Origin of the sequence: Poseidonocella pacifica (assembly GCF_900111875.1) — a bacterium.
GTDB classification, from domain to species: Bacteria; Pseudomonadota; Alphaproteobacteria; order Rhodobacterales; family Rhodobacteraceae; genus Poseidonocella; species Poseidonocella pacifica.
In genome coordinates this window covers 26,598-43,391 of sequence record NZ_FOJU01000004.1, presented here as the reverse complement: position 1 = coordinate 43,391, position 16,794 = coordinate 26,598, and the positions used below count along the sequence as shown (strand labels likewise).

General features: G+C 58.0%; 13 protein-coding genes. 11 read left to right on the top strand and 2 right to left on the bottom strand.

The window, feature by feature from the left end:
• Positions 1 to 57: 57 nt before the first annotated feature.
• From BM234_RS12135 to BM234_RS17495, 3 genes are read left to right on the top strand one after another with little or no spacing between them, the layout of a single operon-like run.
• Complete coding sequence (locus BM234_RS12135; protein WP_092065344.1) at positions 58 to 996, top strand: sulfurtransferase; 939 nt, start codon at positions 58 to 60, stop codon at positions 994 to 996.
• 8 nt (positions 997 to 1,004) lie between these two features.
• Positions 1,005 to 2,129: a YeeE/YedE family protein gene (locus BM234_RS12130; RefSeq protein ID WP_092066024.1), complete on the top strand. Its 1,125-nt coding sequence runs from the start codon at positions 1,005 to 1,007 to the stop codon at positions 2,127 to 2,129.
• The gene (locus BM234_RS17495; RefSeq protein ID WP_092065342.1) at positions 2,126 to 2,299 is read left to right on the top strand and encodes a hypothetical protein; all 174 of its coding nucleotides are present in this window, start codon (positions 2,126 to 2,128) and stop codon (positions 2,297 to 2,299) included. Before BM234_RS12130 ends, BM234_RS17495 begins: the two co-directional genes overlap by 4 nt.
• A gap of 64 nt (positions 2,300 to 2,363) precedes the next feature.
• Here BM234_RS17495 and fcl read toward each other — a convergent pair whose 3' ends face one another.
• Complete coding sequence (fcl, locus tag BM234_RS12120; RefSeq protein WP_092065340.1) at positions 2,364 to 3,293, bottom strand: GDP-L-fucose synthase; 930 nt, start codon at positions 3,291 to 3,293, stop codon at positions 2,364 to 2,366.
• Between the two features lie 460 nt (positions 3,294 to 3,753).
• Between fcl and BM234_RS12115 the strand changes: the two genes are divergently transcribed.
• From BM234_RS12115 to BM234_RS12080, 8 genes are all read left to right on the top strand, one after another.
• Positions 3,754 to 4,767 carry a hypothetical protein gene (locus tag BM234_RS12115; RefSeq protein WP_092065338.1) on the top strand — a complete coding sequence of 338 codons (1,014 nt, stop codon included), beginning with the start codon at positions 3,754 to 3,756 and terminating at the stop codon, positions 4,765 to 4,767.
• A gap of 195 nt (positions 4,768 to 4,962) precedes the next feature.
• Positions 4,963 to 5,757, top strand: a complete 795-nt coding sequence (locus BM234_RS12110; RefSeq protein WP_139226801.1) for a hypothetical protein — start codon at positions 4,963 to 4,965, stop codon at positions 5,755 to 5,757.
• Positions 5,754 to 6,902, top strand: a complete 1,149-nt coding sequence (locus tag BM234_RS12105) for a glycosyltransferase (protein WP_092065334.1) — start codon at positions 5,754 to 5,756, stop codon at positions 6,900 to 6,902. Before BM234_RS12110 ends, BM234_RS12105 begins: the two co-directional genes overlap by 4 nt.
• The gene (locus BM234_RS12100) at positions 6,899 to 8,023 is read left to right on the top strand and encodes a hypothetical protein (protein WP_092065332.1); all 1,125 of its coding nucleotides are present in this window, start codon (positions 6,899 to 6,901) and stop codon (positions 8,021 to 8,023) included. The genes BM234_RS12105 and BM234_RS12100 overlap by 4 nt, the downstream gene beginning before the upstream one ends.
• A gap of 102 nt (positions 8,024 to 8,125) precedes the next feature.
• Positions 8,126 to 9,139, top strand: coding sequence for a GDP-mannose 4,6-dehydratase (gmd, locus tag BM234_RS12095; protein ID WP_092065330.1), 1,014 nt, complete (start codon positions 8,126 to 8,128; stop codon positions 9,137 to 9,139).
• An 85-nt stretch (positions 9,140 to 9,224) separates the two neighbouring features.
• On the top strand, positions 9,225 to 11,633 hold the full coding sequence (locus BM234_RS12090; RefSeq protein ID WP_175501265.1) for a glycosyltransferase: 2,409 nt from the start codon (positions 9,225 to 9,227) through the stop codon (positions 11,631 to 11,633).
• A 51-nt stretch (positions 11,634 to 11,684) separates the two neighbouring features.
• Positions 11,685 to 12,611, top strand: coding sequence for a sulfotransferase family 2 domain-containing protein (locus tag BM234_RS12085; RefSeq protein ID WP_092065326.1), 927 nt, complete (start codon positions 11,685 to 11,687; stop codon positions 12,609 to 12,611).
• Between the two features lie 11 nt (positions 12,612 to 12,622).
• Complete coding sequence (locus BM234_RS12080) at positions 12,623 to 14,050, top strand: mannose-1-phosphate guanylyltransferase/mannose-6-phosphate isomerase (RefSeq protein WP_092065324.1); 1,428 nt, start codon at positions 12,623 to 12,625, stop codon at positions 14,048 to 14,050.
• Positions 14,051 to 14,056: 6 nt separating this feature from the next.
• Here the strand turns inward: BM234_RS12080 and BM234_RS12075 are convergent, their stop codons facing one another.
• Positions 14,057 to 16,756, bottom strand: a complete 2,700-nt coding sequence (locus tag BM234_RS12075) for a DUF4214 domain-containing protein (RefSeq protein WP_139226800.1) — start codon at positions 16,754 to 16,756, stop codon at positions 14,057 to 14,059.
• Positions 16,757 to 16,794: the final 38 nt, after the last annotated feature.

The following is a 16,794-nucleotide window of genomic DNA, read 5'->3' as shown; positions in this document are numbered from 1 at the left end:
GTTGCCAATTGCGCAAAGCGCCCGAAGTTAGCGGCAAGACTTCAGGAGAGTTACACCATGAAACAGGTACTGGCCGCTGCTGCGGCGCTTGCATTTTCCGCTACAACCCTGCTGGCTCAAGCGGGGTTCGGTCCCTTGATCGACCCGGCGACGCTCGAATCCGCGCAATCCAGCGAGGAGGACCTTCTCGTCCTAGATATTCGCGCAAACAAAGATGGATACGCCGAGGGTCATATCGAAGGGTCTGTGAACGCACCCTATGGTCTTTTTCGCGGGCCGGAGAACAATCCGGGGCAACTGGTTTCCGAAGCGACGCTCACCGACGTTCTGAGCAACGCCGGAGCGACCCCCGACCGCCCGACCGTCATTGTGTATCAGGGCACCGATGTCACTGACTTCGGAGCGGCGGCCCGTGTGTACTGGACTCTGAAATCCAGCGGCGTCAGCCAACTTGCGATCCTGAACGGCGGCGTGAATGCGTGGACCGAAGCGGGCAAGATCCTCACGAAAGAGACCTCGGAGCCCGCGCCGAGTGAGTTCGAGGTCAGTTTTTCCGACCAGTGGCTCGCGACGGTTGACGACGTTCAGGCGGTGCTGAATGGCGATGACGATGCGCTTTTGCTTGATGCCCGCCCAGAGAGCTTCTGGAACGGGGAGCAGGCTCATCCCGCCGCCGCACGTCCTGGAACCTTGCCGCAGTCGGAATACTTCGAGCATGCAGGTTGGTTCTCCGGCGGGCCGGCGATCATTGATGCGGCTGCTGCTCGGGCCCTCTCAGAGGAGCAGGGCTTTACCTCGGCGGATCAGTTGATCTCATTCTGCAACACGGGTCACTGGGCGGCCACCAATTGGTTTGCTCTGAGCGAGCTTGCAGGGATTGAGAATGTGAAACTCTTTCCCGAAAGCATGGTTGGATGGTCGAACGCTGGCTATGAAATGGCCAACGTCCCCGGCCCGATCCGCTATCTGTGGATCCAGATCAAGAACATCTTCTGAAGGTCGACATGAGCCAAACACTAGATACGCCTGACGCTGGGCCCGGACTGGGGCGGCGCGCGGCGCTCATCGGGGCGGGCATTTCGCTCGCCCTCATCGTTGCCGCCTTCGTTGGCGCTCGGTACGGGGCCCTGCTCCTGATCGGGTTGGGTTTCGGGATCGTGCTGGAAGGCATGCGGTTCGGTTTTGCGGGTCCGTGGCGGGCCATGATCGTCCGGCGCGAGCCTGCAGGCGTGTTGGCACACCTGCTGTCGATCGGGATCGTTGCCGCTGTTGCACTGCCCCTTCTCGGAAGCCATGAGGGCGAACTGGTTGGCGCTCACGCTCCGGTCGGTTTCGCGATGATTGGCGGGGCGTTTGTCTTCGGCGCCTGTATGCAGCTGGTCATGGGGTGCGGCTCTGGCACGCTCGTCAATGCGGGAAGTGGTAATCCCGTGAGTCTGGTGGCCCTGCCGTTCTTTGCGCTTGGCAGCTTTGCAGGCGCATTTCACCTCTTCTGGTGGACCGACCTTGGCAGTTTGCCAGTTATTGCGGCCACTGGCGGCTCGGGCCTTGCGCTTACGCTCGCCGCTCTGGCGGCCGTGGCGGCACTTCTTTTCTTCCTCGGCAAGCCGGGACACCGCACGATGCCCCGGCGCTATGTAATTGCGGCCATTCTGCTCGCGGCGCTAGCTATCGGAAACCTCGTTGTCGCAGGGCAACCTTGGGGTGTGGTCTATGGCTTGGGGCTCTGGGCGGCAAAGGGGGCAAGCGCCGTTGGGGTCGATCTTGCGGCATCGCCTTTCTGGTCCGCTCCGGGGAACGTGGACCGAGTGGCGGAAAGCCTTCTCACCGACGTCACCTCGCTTACCAACATCGGCATCATCCTTGGGGCATTCGGCGTGGCCGTATGGCGCGGCGCGCTGTCGGCTGGACTGCCCAAGCTGCCTGCGAAAGCCTGGGTCGCGACGATCATCGCCGGGTTCTTGCTTGGGTATTCGTCGCGCCTTGCGTTTGGGTGCAATGTCGGCGCGTTCTTCAGCGGGATATCGACCGGCTCACTGCATGGATGGGTCTGGTTTGCGATGGCCTTCGGGGGCTCCGCTTTGGGAATCCGGCTTCGCCCATCCCTTGGGCTGGAGGCACGGAAATGAGCACCAGAACTCCGATCGCGCTTGCAACCGTTGTGCTGCTGTTTGTCCTCATAGGCTGGGATCTCGCCGCGAAGGGCATGCCAAACGCTTATCAAGCACCTCCGCTTCTTGCTCTTGGGTCAGGGCAAGCCGCTGGCGGCGCGCATTGCGCGGCACTGCCCGCCCAATAGCGTACCTGCTGAGTTTGTGGTTGCCGGTTTTCAATCAGGAAACCGGCGGCCCTCCTCGTCCCGCTCAGGCCTCAACGTTCTGTAGAAACCATTGGTAGGTCGCTGCGAGGCCTTCGCGCAGTTCGATCTTGGGGCGCCAGCCGAGCCCGCGCAGTTTCTCCGCGGACATGAGCTTGCGCGGTGTGCCGTCTGGCTTGTCCAGATCATGGCGAAGCTCGCCCTCAAGTCCTGCAACCTCCATCACCATTCGCGCGACTGCGGCGATAGAAAGGTCGGAGCCGCTGCCAATATTGATGTGCTCGTAGTCTTCGTAGTTGAAGAGGACATAGACGGCAGCATCTGCAAGATCGTCGACGTGCAGGAACTCGCGCAATGGTGTGCCCGTGCCCCAGATTTCCATTCCGCTTTCGCCGGCCAGTTTCGCCCGATGTGCCTTGCGCATGAGCGCCGGTATGACGTGACTTGATTTCAGGTCAAAGTTGTCGTTGGGACCATAAAGATTGGTGGGCATCGCCGATACAAAGCGCGCGCCGTATTGCTTCATGTAAGCCTGACAGAGTTTGATTCCGGCAATTTTCGCAATCGCATACCATTCATTCGTCGGCTCAAGCGGGCCTGTCAGAAGGGCGTCTTCGGTGATCGGCTGTGGTGCGTGTTTGGGGTATATGCACGACGATCCGAGGAAGAGCAGCTTTTCAACGCCGTGTTGATGACTGAGGCGAATGACGTTGTTCTGGATCGCCAGATTCTCATACAGGAAATCCACGGGATAGGTATCGTTCGCCAGAATGCCGCCCACTTTGGCTGCCGCATAGACAACCATATCGGGGCGGTTCGCCCCCAGCCAAAGATCCACTGCCTTGGTGTCAGAGAGGTCGCATTCCCAGCGGGGAACCGTCAGGATCTCACAGTCTTCGCGTTCGAGGCGGCGAACGAGCGCCGATCCCACCATCCCGCGGTGCCCTGCAACCCAGATGCGTTTTCGATCCGCCATTCGCTCACCAAAGATTTCCGTCTAGTCATTGGCACCCTGCCACGTGTGTACCGCCGCGCCCATGGAAAATGGTGGGGTTTGGGTCAAACGGCGGAAAGGGGCGAGCTCTACCGTTGGGGCGCAAGGTCGCCTCCTTATGCTAGTTGATTGCCATACGTGGGCCAGTTGTCGTAAACGCCGAGTAATCAAGGGCGCAACCTCGCGGATGGGAACGAAGAGACATGTTCTACAACCTATACGATTGCGAGTTGCCGAGCGCTCACAGGCTTTCCCCTCCCGAAAGACATGCCTCCGGTTCGATTTGCCGACGCCCGCGCCTCGGGCCTCTGGGCGCGAAATCTCCCCGCGAACCCTCCGGCTTCCATCAAATCCGGTCGATGTCAGGCAAAGCAACAAGCGGAGTCCCCGGGCTTCACTTCGGTTCTTGACATGGCTCTGGGCGTAGTTTCGGATATCACATATGCAACCTAAAGTTCATCTTCACATCGGCCTCGGCAAGACCGGGACGAGCACGATCCAGTCGCTTTGCAATCAGCAAAGAAAGGCGTTGGAGAGCCACGGGATACGTTACGCGTTCCCGGAGGAGAATCATTCTCTGCCTTTGGTTTCTGCCTTTGCTTGCGATCCGCTGCGCTTTCCGGTGTTTCTCGAAAACGGCGGCAACCCAGACACGGTGGAAAACAAACGCCGTGGTGCTCGGAGGACCCTGAAGAGACAACTCAAGGATTGTCCGGTACCGAATGTTTTCATCTCCGGAGAGGCTGCTGCTGCGTTCGGCGATGAAGACGTCAAGCAGGTGAAGAAATTTCTGAACAATCAGGCGATCTCGGGTGTTCAGATCATCTGCTACGTACGAGAGCCGATTTCCTTTGCGACGAGCCTTGCACAGCAGCGCATGAAGGCCGGCGTTCGCTTGAGCACGTTGATTGCAGAGCCGCCAAAGCCCCTGTTTCGCGAAAGGCTTTCCCGGTGGGCAAATGTGTTCGGGCGAGAGGCGATCACCGTAGTCGATTTCCATGAGGCGTGCCAGCATCCCAACGGTTTGCTCGGGTCCATACTTGCCAAGGTCCTTGGTGAAGAGGTCCCGGCTCTGGATGGCGATGTCATGCAGAAATCCAACCCGGCCCTGTCGATGGAGGCGGCGCTCTTGCTGGACGCCATCAATGCCCGGCACCCCTATATCGTTGATGGGAAAATCAATCCGAACCGACGATCTCAGGATGCGAACAGGATCTTGACGTCGATCAAGGGTGCGAAGTTCGATCTTGGACCCGAATTTGCCGCCCGGGTTCGGGAGTTGACGGACGACGACGTGGCGTGGTTGCGGGAGTTCACGGGAAGGCCAAGCCTCTTTGAGGCGTATACCAAAGCGGCAACAGCTGCGACGCCTGCTCCTCTCTGGTCGGATGACACAATTTCCGACATCGCTGAAGAGTTGTTTGGATTATACGCTGCGTCCGTTCAACAGAGGTAACATGCCCAGGTGCCAAGCCTTCTACGAAGGAAATCCACTTCTTTTCACCGTCGTTGGCCCTTTTCAGGGCGTCCGCCGGCCAAAGTTGCTATTGAAGCGGTGGATTCGACCGTGGCACTAGTGCGGTAACGTTCCGTTGTCTAATGGGCCGAGGAATTTGAGAAGACTATCGCATTGCAGGGGGAAGGTACGTCAGTGACTGAAGTAGAAGGCCGTATGGACGACGAGGAAATAGCGAAGATCGCGGAGAAGGTCAGCACCTTCATGCAGCTTGATCGCATGCGACATCAAGTGGATACGCAGGTGGATATGACGGTGCTCGGCGCAGTGCCCGCCTATATCGCCTCGGTGTTTGAGCAGGCCAATGAGATCAATTCCGACCTCGAGCCTCACGACGTCTATCGGCAGATCAACAAGCGCATTTCTCAAGTGCAGGCGCAGTTGTACCTGATCCGACTGGAGATGGAAAATCGCTCTGAACGCGATCCTGCGAGCATCTTCGAAGACCCTATGGTCATTGCCGCATATGGCGAACGCATCGTTTCGTCGATGTCGTTCGATCGCAGTTTCAGCTTTGAGACTTCGATTCTGGCCTATGGCTGGTACCCGGTTGAGGTTGTGGAGGGGACGTCTCACAGGTGGATGCGTCCTGCGGATGTGTCCGTGGCTTGTGTGCCTCACCTAGGCCCGGTCGATCAAATTATCGAAGTTTCCGGTCGCGTGCTGGTTCCCGAACAACTGCCGTCGCTGTCGATCAGAGCTGGAAATCAGAATTTCCTCATCCAACAGAGCGGAGCGTCTCCAGTCGACTTCAAGGCTAGCCTGTCGATCTCGAAAGAGGTTGCGAAACACTCCAATCACCTTCCCATTGAGTTCAGGATGAGAGATTTTCGCGAACCCGCATCCGAAGATACCAGAATGCTGGGCGCCAATGTTTCCGGCTTCTCGGTGAAGAAGGCTCTCGAGGAAGAGGCTCGGCAAGATCCATGAAGATAGCCGCTATTTGCGACTTTCCCTACTGGGAGCGAAAGATCGGCTCGGCGGTACGGTTCGACAGTGTGTGCAGATCGGTGTCAAGGCATGCCGAGCTGACCGTGATTTGCAGCGTTTCCTTGCCGTCCACGTACTTCCAGTTCTGTCAGAGCGCTCCTTACGAGATAGTCGACCGTGCGCGGCTCAAGGAGATCGACGCGGGCCTGCCTCAATCGTGGGTGCCGGGTCTGCGGCGGGATCGGCAAATGACCGTCCGTTCGATAAAGCATGTCGTCGAAGAGGGCAGTTTCGATGCCGTGATCATCCCATACTTCAACCGAAGCTGGATGATAGATGGTATCGACCCGAGCGTCGTCCGTATAATCGATACCATCGATTGCCAATCTCAAAGAACCCGGTCCTTCGCGCTACAGGGCATGAGCCCCACATTCCAGATGACGCCCGAAGAAGAAGGCAAGGCTCTCGACGCCTTCGATCTCATCCTGTCGATCTCCGATGAGGACAGCGTTGAGTTCTCGGAGATCACCGAGCGGCCAATCGTAACCGCGCCATTCCGCCTCTCGATCCCTGACATTTCCGAGCGGCGAAAACAGGAAGCCGCTTCGGAAGACAACCGAGAGCTTCTGTTTATCGCCGCAAGAAGTGAGGTGAATGACCTTACCCTGAATTTCCTGCTGACCCAGATTTTGCCGCTTGTTCCAGGACAGGTTACGCTCAACATCGTGGGGAACGTGACCGTCCCAAGCTATTACCCTGAGAACACAACAGTCGTTCGCCACAAGAATCTCGACGATATTATCCCGATCTATTCGAAAGTTGCGCTTGCCGTGAATCCGACCTTTGCAGGCGGCGGGGTGAAGACCAAGACTCTCGAGGCCATCAGTCTGGGCGTGCCAATCATCACCACCGACGAAGGGGCGAGGGGATTGCGCCCGCTCGTTCCGGACTCGTTGATCGTGAACGACAAGGAGAGCTTTGCCTACATGATAGGGTATCTTCTTGATCGGCCCGAAGAATTGACCGCGCTGTCGAAGGAAATACTTCTGCGTGTGAAGGCCGAAGCCTCCAACGCATGGGTTCCGGTGTTCGTCCAGCTCGTTTCCGCGATCAGGATTGAGAAGACAGCCAAGAGGGCCGGATGACAAATCGGGTTGAACGCATAGTATTCACCGGCGATTTTCTGCGGCCCTCCGTAGGAGAGTTTCGCCCTACCCAGCACGAAAATATCGCGTGGCTGGCGCGTGTTCTGGACGCGCCGGTGGGGATGGCGACAGGGCTTCCTCGCGAGATCGTTCATTGGGACAATAATTGGCTGAATGGCTCACGTCTGGATCAAGGGACAGTCGAGGCAATCTACAGATCTCTCTGGCTTGAGCCCAATATAAACAGCTGGCCTTCCGTGTTCGACGCGACCGCTCTTCCTGACTCCGTCGAGAGCTTGCTCGCGCCACTGTTCGAAAACAGTTTTGTCATCGGATTCGAACTGCCGCCGTATCTTTTGGCCATTCTTCGGCGGCTTGGGGTCGGGTTCGTAGATTGCTCTCTCTCGCCCATACGTTTTCTGGACGACATCGTTTTCACTGTCGCTGGAGAGGCAGAACATGTCTCCGCTGCGATCAAGCGGTATGAGGTCTTGGAAGATTACGTAAAGCTGCATGCGGGAGTTTTGGCCTCCAATGTGGCCAAGGCGAACCCAAATCCGCCACGTCCGAACACGCTGCTTTTGATCCTGCAAACCGTCTATGACAAGGTGGTCATCTCGAACGGCAAGTTCGTCTCTGCCTACGATTATATCGATGCGTTCAAAGAGATTTCGGCGGACTATCAGCATGTGTTGATCAAGGAACATCCGCTGGAGCCGCAGCCCAACGTTCGGGACCAACTCTTGAAGAACCTGAAAGCAGCCTCTGTGACGGAGGAGAATTTCTACCGTCTGGTTGGGCATCAAAACGTCACGGGGGTAGCGGCCCTTTCCTCCAGTTGCGTAGCCGAGGCGCGATACTTCGGGAAGACCGGTCATTATGTCTTGCCGGGCTTTACCGAAAGCTCTTCCCAGTCGATTTCCGGGGGGTCGAACATCGACGATGCGGTCATCATGCCGGATTTCTGGCGGGATGTTCTGGGGGCTGCTGGGGTGACCACGTCCGCAAAGGACGGGTTGCGGATTCCCACGAAACCCAACCGGTTCCGGCAGCAACTTCGCGCTGCATGGGGGTTCAACCAGATCGACACGGATATCCCGGTCGAATGGGCGCGCAAATAGGGGACTATCCCGGTGGCGCCTTGCTTCTGGTGTTCCGCGCTTTTAGGAACCGTATGATCAAAACAAGAGCGTCACGGCGCGCGGACACGGGGCAAAACACGCATGAAGTCGGCATTCATTACGGGCATCACCGGGCAGGACGGCGCATATCTGGCAAAGCTTCTGCTGGAAAAAGGGTACGTGGTCCATGGCGGGGTCCGCCGGATTTCGCATCCTGAGCTTGGGCGCCTCGAGGCTCTGGGCATCGCGAACGACGTTCAACTCCATAACTTCGATCTGACCGATACGACGAACATCCACAGGGTCGTGAAGACCATCGAGATGGATGAGTTCTACAACCTCGCCGCGCAAAGCTTCGTCGGGGCCTCGTGGGATCTGCCGGTCTATACCGCGGATGTCGACGGGATGGCGGTGGTCCGCATTCTCGATACCCTGCGCACCATGCGTCCGGAAATAAAGTTCTATCAGGCTTCGACATCCGAGATGTTCGGGCTGGTGCAGGAAGTTCCGCAGTCTGAGACAACCCGTCTCTATCCGCGCTCTCCTTACGGTGTGGCCAAGGTGTATGGGCACTATATCACCATGAACTACCGTGAGAGCTTTGGCATGCACGCAAGCTCCGGCATCCTTTTCAACCATGAGAGCCCCCTGCGCGGCAAAGAGTTCGTCACGCGCAAGATTACCATGGCGCTGGCCAAGATCGCCCGCGGCGGCGACGTACCCGTCGAGTTGGGGAACATGGATGCGCAACGGGATTGGGGCTTTGCCGGCGACTATGTCGAGGGCATGTGGAAAATGCTTCAGCAGGAAACCGCGGACGATTTCGTGCTCGCGACCGGGGTGACGACGACGATCCGCGATTTCTTCACCTACGCCGCGGAAATCTTGGGGATGGATATCGAGTGGAAGGGCGAAGCCGAGGCGGAAACCGCCACGGACCGCAAGACTGGCAAGGTCGTCATGAAGGTCAACCCCAAGTTCTACCGGCCGGCGGAAGTGGACTTGCTGATCGGTGATCCTTCCAAGGCCCGAGAAAAGCTGGGATGGGAGCCAAAGGTCGACGTTAGGCAACTTGCGGAGATGATGGCAAAGGCTGACTACGATGCGCTTGCCTGAAGGACTCCGCGCGCGCCTTCGCGGACCCTTGGCGCGAATGCGCGGATTTCGGGGAAATGTGGACGGCGTCGCGGAGTCAGCGCTGATGGGGTGGGTGCATATACCCGGCCAGCCTTTCGTAAAGGTCGGGCTATACCTTCAGGATGCGCTCTTGGCCCAAACGATGGCCAATCTCGAACGGGAAGACGTGATCGCAGCGGGTCTGGCGGATGGACCATGTGGTTTTGCGCTACCCTTGAGCGAGGAGACCCTTCGTCTGGTCCAAGGCAACGGCGGCGTTGCCGAGGTAAAGGTGATCGGACCGCGCAACCAAAAGATTGGCGTCTGGCGGGTCGACAGGGCGGATGATCCAAGTGTCCGACCCCTTCAGACCGGGCTTAGCCAGCGTCAGAAACGCCTGTACGGCGATGTCGAACTTCTCGGCAAGTTGCTGGAGTTGCCGGCGCTGGAGGCTCGGGAGCCGCTGAAAAGCAGTCCAGTTCAGAAGCTGCTTTTTGACCGGCGTGACTTTCTGCATCCGGGTCATGAACTGCCCAACGAGATGTTCGCCTACACTGAGTATATCAGGTACCGGGATCGGCTCGACGAACGTTACCAGACAGACAGCGCCCCCGAGGATGTGGCCCATTTCTACAAACGGTATCTTGGGGTCTATGGGGCGATGCGCGGGGGGCTGCGCATCCCCCTCTCGAAGGCTGCGATTGACTGGCTGAATGAGCCGATCGTGATTCCCGGTCAGACACGGCATCTGACCCGCGTGGCGTGGGCTTTCTTGATGGATGTGGCCCCAATCCTCAAAACGATGAACTTCGGTGCGTCGGATTGGTATGCTTGGGTGGTGTACTGGTGGTCGGTCAACCAAGCCGAGGCCATTCACTGTGAAGACTGCCTTGTCCCGGACTTTCTTATCGCGGTTCTGGGCGCGGTGGATGAAACCCGGTGGAACGGACCGCTTGCCCCATCCGAGTTCATGGTGCGCATCCATTCCGAGACGCCGGAGTTGGCCGGATTGGATCTGAATACCGAGGCGGGAAAGCAAGACCTGATCTGCGCCCTCATGATCTTGGGTCTCTCCCGTCCTGACTACCTGAGGTATATTCCTGACGCCGCGATCGAGGCTATGCTCTCTTCTGAGACCGGCCCATCGGCTTTTGCGACCTACGTCGCGGAAATGGGTCTGCCTGTTTCTGATCTGACGCGGCAGGACTACGCCAACGCGCTTCGCCATCAGCGCTTTGATCTGGACACAAAGCAGTTCCTGACCTTCACCGCTGAAGGGCATCGTGTGGAATATGCGTCGCTTCCTGTCATAGACGAGGCAGCGGCAGATCAGGATGTTCCCGCGGTTCAGGTCATTGGCCCATTCGCCAAGGCTTCGGGGCTTGGACAGGCGACGCGGCTTTCTGCCGAGATGGTCGAAGCCAGTGGATTGTCGCTCAACCGCGTAAACTTCGGGCTGGATAATCCGGCGCCAGAAGGGTTCAGCAGGGCCGAAGCCGTCTCGGGCTACCAGCGGGCACAGATCAACCTCTTTCATCTGAACGCCGAGGCAATCCCCCTCGCTGCTGCTTATCAGCCCGATACATTTTCGGGCGCCTACAATATTGGTTACTTCTTCTGGGAACTCGATAGCCCGGGTGCCTGTCACTATCTTGGAATGGAGATGCTGGACGAAATCTGGGTGTCGAGTGAATTCGGCGTCTCGGTTTTCCAGCCTCATACCGACAAACCCGTGGTGAACGTCGGGATGAGCTTTGAGGCCCTGCCGGACATCTCGCGGGATGAGGCGCGAGCTTTCCTGAAGAAAACGGCGAAACTGAACTCCGAAGATTTTGTCTTCCTCGCGACGTTCGACAGTTTTTCCTTCGTCCAGCGCAAGAACCCCCTTGGCGTGCTTGCGGCGTTTCGCGATGCTTTTCCGGTCGAACGGAACGTCCGGCTCGTCATCAAGACACAGAACCGAACCCGAGTGGCAGATCCCGCTCAGATCGCGATCTGGAAAGATGTCGACAAGATTCTCGCAAATGACGATCGCATCGTCCTCATCAATGAAACCATGCAATATGAGGATCTGCTCCGCCTGAAGGCCGGGGCGGATGCCTATATCTCGCTTCACCGTTCCGAAGGGTGGGGTTTCGGTATGATCGAAGCCATGAACCTCAACGTTCCCGTGATCTGCACAGGATATTCGGGAAACATGGAGTTTTGTACCGAAGAAACCGCTTGGCTTGTGGATTACGAAGAACGGCTGCTGGAACAGGGGGAGTATATCTTTGTTCGTCTTGGGTCGTTCTGGGCGGAGCCGGATGTGGCGTCTGCGTCTTATCAACTGCGAGCGCTTTACGACGATCCAGTTGAACGGGAGCGAAAGGCGGCTGCGGCGTATGATTTCATCCAGTCAAAATTCTCCAAACAGGCGATTTCACAGCGCTATGCGCGGCGCCTCCATGAAATCATCGGCGATCTGGACGAAGGCATCCGAAATGCTGGTTAGCGTGATTGGTGGTTGCGCGGGGCAAGCTTTGAATCGCCGGGACGCAAAGGCATGATGAAAAAGAAGAATGTCGTCACCGCGTACAGATTTTTTCTCGGACGTCGTCCGAGTGATGAAGAAGTGAAGAAGATGGTTGCGCGGAAGCACAACCTCGAAAGTCTACGACGGGCCTTCCTTGCTTCCGATGAATTCAAGAACAAGGTTGCCCCAAAGTTCCGCTTGGTAGAGAGCGCTGAGGCCCCTGCTGGCGACAGCAGCGCTGAACTCTTGATTCACCTTCACGTTCCAAAGACTGCCGGTACCACGCTCAGTTCCGTCCTTCAGCAGGTCGCGGCCGGTGGGCCACGAATGACGGTGGGCACTCATGATATCCACCGTTTGGAAGAGTTACCCGCCCCGCGCCGTGCCGCGTTGCGCTTCGTCTTCGGGCATCTCAACCACGGTGTCGATCGTTACTTCACCCAGAAATGCACCTACGTCACAGTTCTGAGGCAGCCGGGGCCGCGGATCCTGAGCTTCTTCAACTATTGCAAACGCATCGAGCATCATCCCCTCCACGCCAAGATAAACAGCGCAGGGATGTCGTTCGGCGACTTTCTCGAACACGTGGCGCGGACAGGGGACGCCCAGAATGAGATCGACAACGGGCAAGTTCGTCGGCTCTCCGGCTTTGACGCTGCTGCGGGCGCAGAACTACAGCAGCAATTCTCGGCGGCGTTGGGAAACATCTTTGCGGCGAACATGCATTATGGCCTCAGCGAGCATTTCGGGGAGTTTCTTGATCGTTTGCAGCGCCGTGGTCTGATCCCGGGATTCGAGAACTCGCGCCAGAATGCAGCGCCGGAGCCTACGGATATTGCATCTGCGCTTGCGAAGCTCACCCCAAAGCAGAAACGCATTTATGATGCTTTCACAATCTGGGACGATTGTTTCTATAATATATGTGAGGCGGCATTTTTCGCTCCTGACGAACCTTGAGGATTGACCTTATGATTACGCCTATTCTTCTTTGCGGTGGTTCAGGGACGAGGCTTTGGCCGCTGTCGCGTAAGAGCTTCCCGAAGCAATTCACCGAGGTTGTCGGGGACGAAACCTTGTTTCAGGCTTCGGCCCGCCGCTTTGTGGGGGAGGGCTTTGTCGATCCGGTTGTCGTCACTGGCAATGATTTCCGGTTCATCGTTACTGAACAACTCGAAGAGATCGGGGTTTCCCACGCGGGAATCATCATTGAGCCGTCGGGCCGCAACACCGCTCCCGCCGCGATCGCATCGGCTATCTTCGCGGCCAAGTCCAATCCGGATACCTTGATCCTTTTGGTGCCCTCTGACCATTCCGTCTCTGATCCAGATGCGTTCCGTGACGCGGTAGAGAAGGGCCGGATCGCGGCAGAAGAGGGCCAGATCGTAACCTTCGGTATCGCGCCGACACGCGCTGAAACGGGGTATGGTTGGCTGGAATCTGGCGATATCACCCATGACGGCGTTCACAAGTTGACCCGGTTCATTGAGAAGCCGAATACCGCGCGCGCGGCTGAACTCTTCGCCGACAAGCGCTATCTATGGAATGCGGGGGTCTTTCTCGCGTCGGCGCAGACCCTCATCGCCGCTTACAAGAAACATGCGCCCGAGATCTACGAGGCAGTGCAACTCGCCCTTGCGCAAGGGATGGAGGATTTGAGCTTCACTCGGATCGATCCCGAACTTTGGGAAAAGGTCCCGGAGGACTCAATCGACTTCGCGATCATGGAGAAGGTCGACAACGTTTCGGTTGTCCGCTTCGAGGGGCATTGGTCCGATCTGGGGGGCTGGGAGTCTGTCTGGCAGGAATCCGGTCATGATGCGGCTGGCAATGCGGTATCGGAGCACTCCACCGCGCTGGATTGCGAAAACTCGTTGCTGCGGTCCGAAAGCGATGAGATCGAACTTATCGGGATTGGCCTGAAAAACACTGTCGCGGTCGCTATGCGTGATGCGGTGATGGTTGCCGATATGTCGGAAAGCCAGAACGTCAAAAAGGCGGTACAGGTGCTCAAGGAGCGCGGGGCGAAGCAGGCCGATCACTTCCCCGTCGATCACCGGCCCTGGGGCTGGTATGAAACCCTTATTCTGGCCGACCGTTTTCAGGTGAAGCGCATCCATGTCGATCCCGGTGCTTCGCTGTCGTTGCAAAGCCACCACCATCGGTCGGAGCATTGGATCGTCGTGGCGGGCACCGCCAAAGTAACGGTCGACGACAAGGTGACACTCCTGACCGAAAACCAGTCGGTCTATATCCCGCTTGGGGCGGTGCACCGAATGGAAAATCCGGGCAAGGTGCCCATGGTTCTCATCGAGGTTCAGACCGGGGCATATCTCGGAGAAGATGACATCATCCGCTACGAAGACAAATATGCCCGCGGTCAGGGCGCAAAGGGCTAGCGTCTATCAGAAGACGAACATCCCGTCGTCGAGAAGTGAAAGGGAGGCGTCGTGAAAAACGACGCTGACCCCGGCATCCTCAAAGAGAACGGCGCCTTCCGATTCTGTAAGGTGGGCCCGTATCTCATTGGCGCTCGAATATCCGAAGCCTTCGAATTCCAGTGTATCCCAAGCTTCGAGGTCCAGAACAGAGTGTTGGCCCTCATCGCTTGCTCGGAAGACGAAGCAATCGGACAGCACGCCACCTACCAGAACATTGCTGCCTGACCCACCATCGAGAGTATCGTCGGTGCCAAGGTCGCGAAGCCACTCCTTCATGAGCGGCTCGCTTCGCGCACGGAATTCCACGCTGTCGGAGAACCGAAGCACGGCCTCCGTTCTGGCCATGCCATCCGACAGCCTGCCGAGCCATGTCTCAAGCCCGCCGGGATCAGGCGTTCGGTTCAGCACGTTGTTGTAGAGAAGCGTGATGAACTCGTTGTCCGAGGTCGATCCATAGCTTGAGACAAACTCCGCGCTGCTTACGAAACGATCGATGGCGTCGGCGGAGGTCATTCCGTCGGCGAAACGTTCCGTCCAGGTCAGGAAGCCAGCCTCATCGGGGGCCCGGCCCAAGGTCGCTTGGTACAGCCGGAAGACGTCGTTTGCTGCGGCCGCACGCAAGCCGGACCACGAAAAGGCAACGACGTCGTCCGCCGTGCTGTTCTTGAACTCAAGGCTCTCGGAGAAGCGCAAGACAGCTTCCTCGCGGGCCATTCCACCCGCAAGTCGTTCCGTCCATGTCTCAAACCCGCCGGGATCGGGCGCTCGCCCCAAAACGTTGGAATAGAGCAGTGTTATGAAGGCTTCGTCCGTACTGTCGCCGTAGACGGATCGAAATTCACGGCTGTTGACGAACCCGGAAACGACATCAAGGCCGGTAACACCATCCTGCAATTTGTCGATCCAGCTATGAAGCCCGACCGGGTCGGGATCGCGGCCAAGCGTCGCCCAATAGATCCTGCACACCTGCGCTGAGAGCGCGTCAAACTCCGCAAACAGCGTTTCTGCGTCAAGCCTGTCGTCCCCGCCCGCCCCGATCAGAAGGTCGTGACCGCCACCGCCCATAAGTCTGTCGTCTCCGCCAAAGCCGGTGAGCGTATCGTTCAGCTTACTTCCGGCCAGCGCCACGGGGCCCTGAACGAGCGCGGCCGCATCCATGTGCCAGATGTCAAAGAGATCCTCCGCGTCGAAACTCGCCGCTGTCAGCGATGATCCATCATCAGTGATGACGCGAATGACTTCGTCGCCGATGGTGATCTCTGCGCCGTTGGATCGACTGACGATCTCAAGCGCGTCTACTCTGCGTTCCTGTGTAAGTGAGGACAGGTCAAGCCGGTCAACGCCCAACTGAAAATCCACAACGGTATCAAGTACGCCGTCAAGGGAGAACACGAACACGTCCGAGCCATCCCCCCCGGTGAGCCGGTCGATTCCTTCGCCATCAATCAGGATATCGTCGCCATCCCCGCCCAACAGAACATCGTTCCCCGCGCCGCCGAAAATCTGATCGTTGTGTTCGGTGCCAATCGCGGACTGGGCCCCATCACCAAACGCAATGACTTCTCCGACAGCGCCAAGGTCCAGGTGTAGGCGGGTGATCCCATCCTCAGCCGCGTCTTCGTTGTCAGGGACCAGAAAGATGTCGATCCCATTCTCGTCTGCCGTGAGCATGAGGCCCGCGAAGGCGCTCTCCGCATCGACGGCTTCCATGTCGAGGGTAGACAAGCTCAAGAGACGTCCATTCGGAAGCAACGTCAGAAGGCTCAAACCGCCTTCGGTACTCCCGGCGACGATGTAGCCGCGGTCGCCCAATGTCACGGTCTGGAGGATTGCCGCGCCTGCGAATTGCGTCGACGGATCGCCGCCGATCACGTCGGTGACGCGCATATCTCCGTCAGTGCCCAGGGCGACCACCGCAATCTTCTCGTCCTGCGATCCGCCGACGATCGCATAAGAAGATCCGGCTACATCCAAAGTCGCGAGGGACGTTGGCGCAGACAACTCGACCTCTTCGAGCAAGTCTATGGATTGCATCCCGGTAAGTTGGCCCTCTTCCGAAAGCGTGAAACTGACCACGGAATTGCCCGCTGATGAGAGCGACAGCACTTGGGCGGTCTCGCCAATGACAAGCGCGGCTGGGGAGCTTAGTTCACCCGGAGCAAGGTCAGTCGGTGGAGTCGATTGCAATACTTGGGCAAAGCTCGTCCCATCGAGTTGCCAGATGACCGGGCCCGCCGCGTCGGTAGTAGTCGATACGAAAAAGGTTTCACCACCCAGTGTCACCGCCGTCATACCAAGCAGACCTTGGATGTCGTCGCCTTCGAGTGAAAGTTGTTGCGCAGGGGCAAAGTCACCGTCGGCACGGATGGCCCATGCCTCGACCTGTGTGCCGATCTGCTCGATGGAAATGAGGGAGGAAATGCCGTTCACATCTGCACTCAGAAGCGTTCGCGGCAAATCCAGAGAGTCGTTCGTTGGAAAGGTGCCCGCGTCGATCAGCGCGATATTGCCGCTCGCGTTCCGTGCGAGGTTTTTACCCCCGAGGCCCGCAACCGTATAGACTGACGTCCCCGGACCCGCCTCAGTTGAGAGAAGCGCGGAAATCGAGGTGATGTTCGCAGTTGGGCCCGATGTGTCGGGCCCCCCATCTTCGATCAGTGCCATGATTTCTTCCAAATTGCCCTGCGCGGGTATCCTTTGAA

Excerpts from the sequence above, each read along its gene's own strand:
- BM234_RS12105 (WP_092065334.1), top strand. The coding sequence starts at position 5,754 with ATGAAGATAGCCGCTATTTGCGACTTTCCCTACTGGGAGCGAAAGATC.
- BM234_RS12115 (WP_092065338.1), top strand. The coding sequence starts at position 3,754 with ATGCAACCTAAAGTTCATCTTCACATCGGCCTCGGCAAGACCGGGACG.
- BM234_RS12100 (WP_092065332.1), top strand. The coding sequence starts at position 6,899 with ATGACAAATCGGGTTGAACGCATAGTATTCACCGGCGATTTTCTGCGG.
- BM234_RS12075 (WP_139226800.1), bottom strand. The coding sequence starts at position 16,756 with ATGGCACTGATCGAAGATGGGGGGCCCGACACATCGGGCCCAACTGCG.
- gmd (WP_092065330.1), top strand. The coding sequence starts at position 8,126 with ATGAAGTCGGCATTCATTACGGGCATCACCGGGCAGGACGGCGCATAT.
- BM234_RS12090 (WP_175501265.1), top strand. The coding sequence starts at position 9,225 with ATGGGGTGGGTGCATATACCCGGCCAGCCTTTCGTAAAGGTCGGGCTA.
- BM234_RS12135 (WP_092065344.1), top strand. The coding sequence starts at position 58 with ATGAAACAGGTACTGGCCGCTGCTGCGGCGCTTGCATTTTCCGCTACA.
- BM234_RS12085 (WP_092065326.1), top strand. The coding sequence starts at position 11,685 with ATGATGAAAAAGAAGAATGTCGTCACCGCGTACAGATTTTTTCTCGGA.
- BM234_RS12080 (WP_092065324.1), top strand. The coding sequence starts at position 12,623 with ATGATTACGCCTATTCTTCTTTGCGGTGGTTCAGGGACGAGGCTTTGG.
- BM234_RS17495 (WP_092065342.1), top strand. The coding sequence starts at position 2,126 with ATGAGCACCAGAACTCCGATCGCGCTTGCAACCGTTGTGCTGCTGTTT.
- fcl (WP_092065340.1), bottom strand. The coding sequence starts at position 3,293 with ATGGCGGATCGAAAACGCATCTGGGTTGCAGGGCACCGCGGGATGGTG.
- BM234_RS12130 (WP_092066024.1), top strand. The coding sequence starts at position 1,005 with ATGAGCCAAACACTAGATACGCCTGACGCTGGGCCCGGACTGGGGCGG.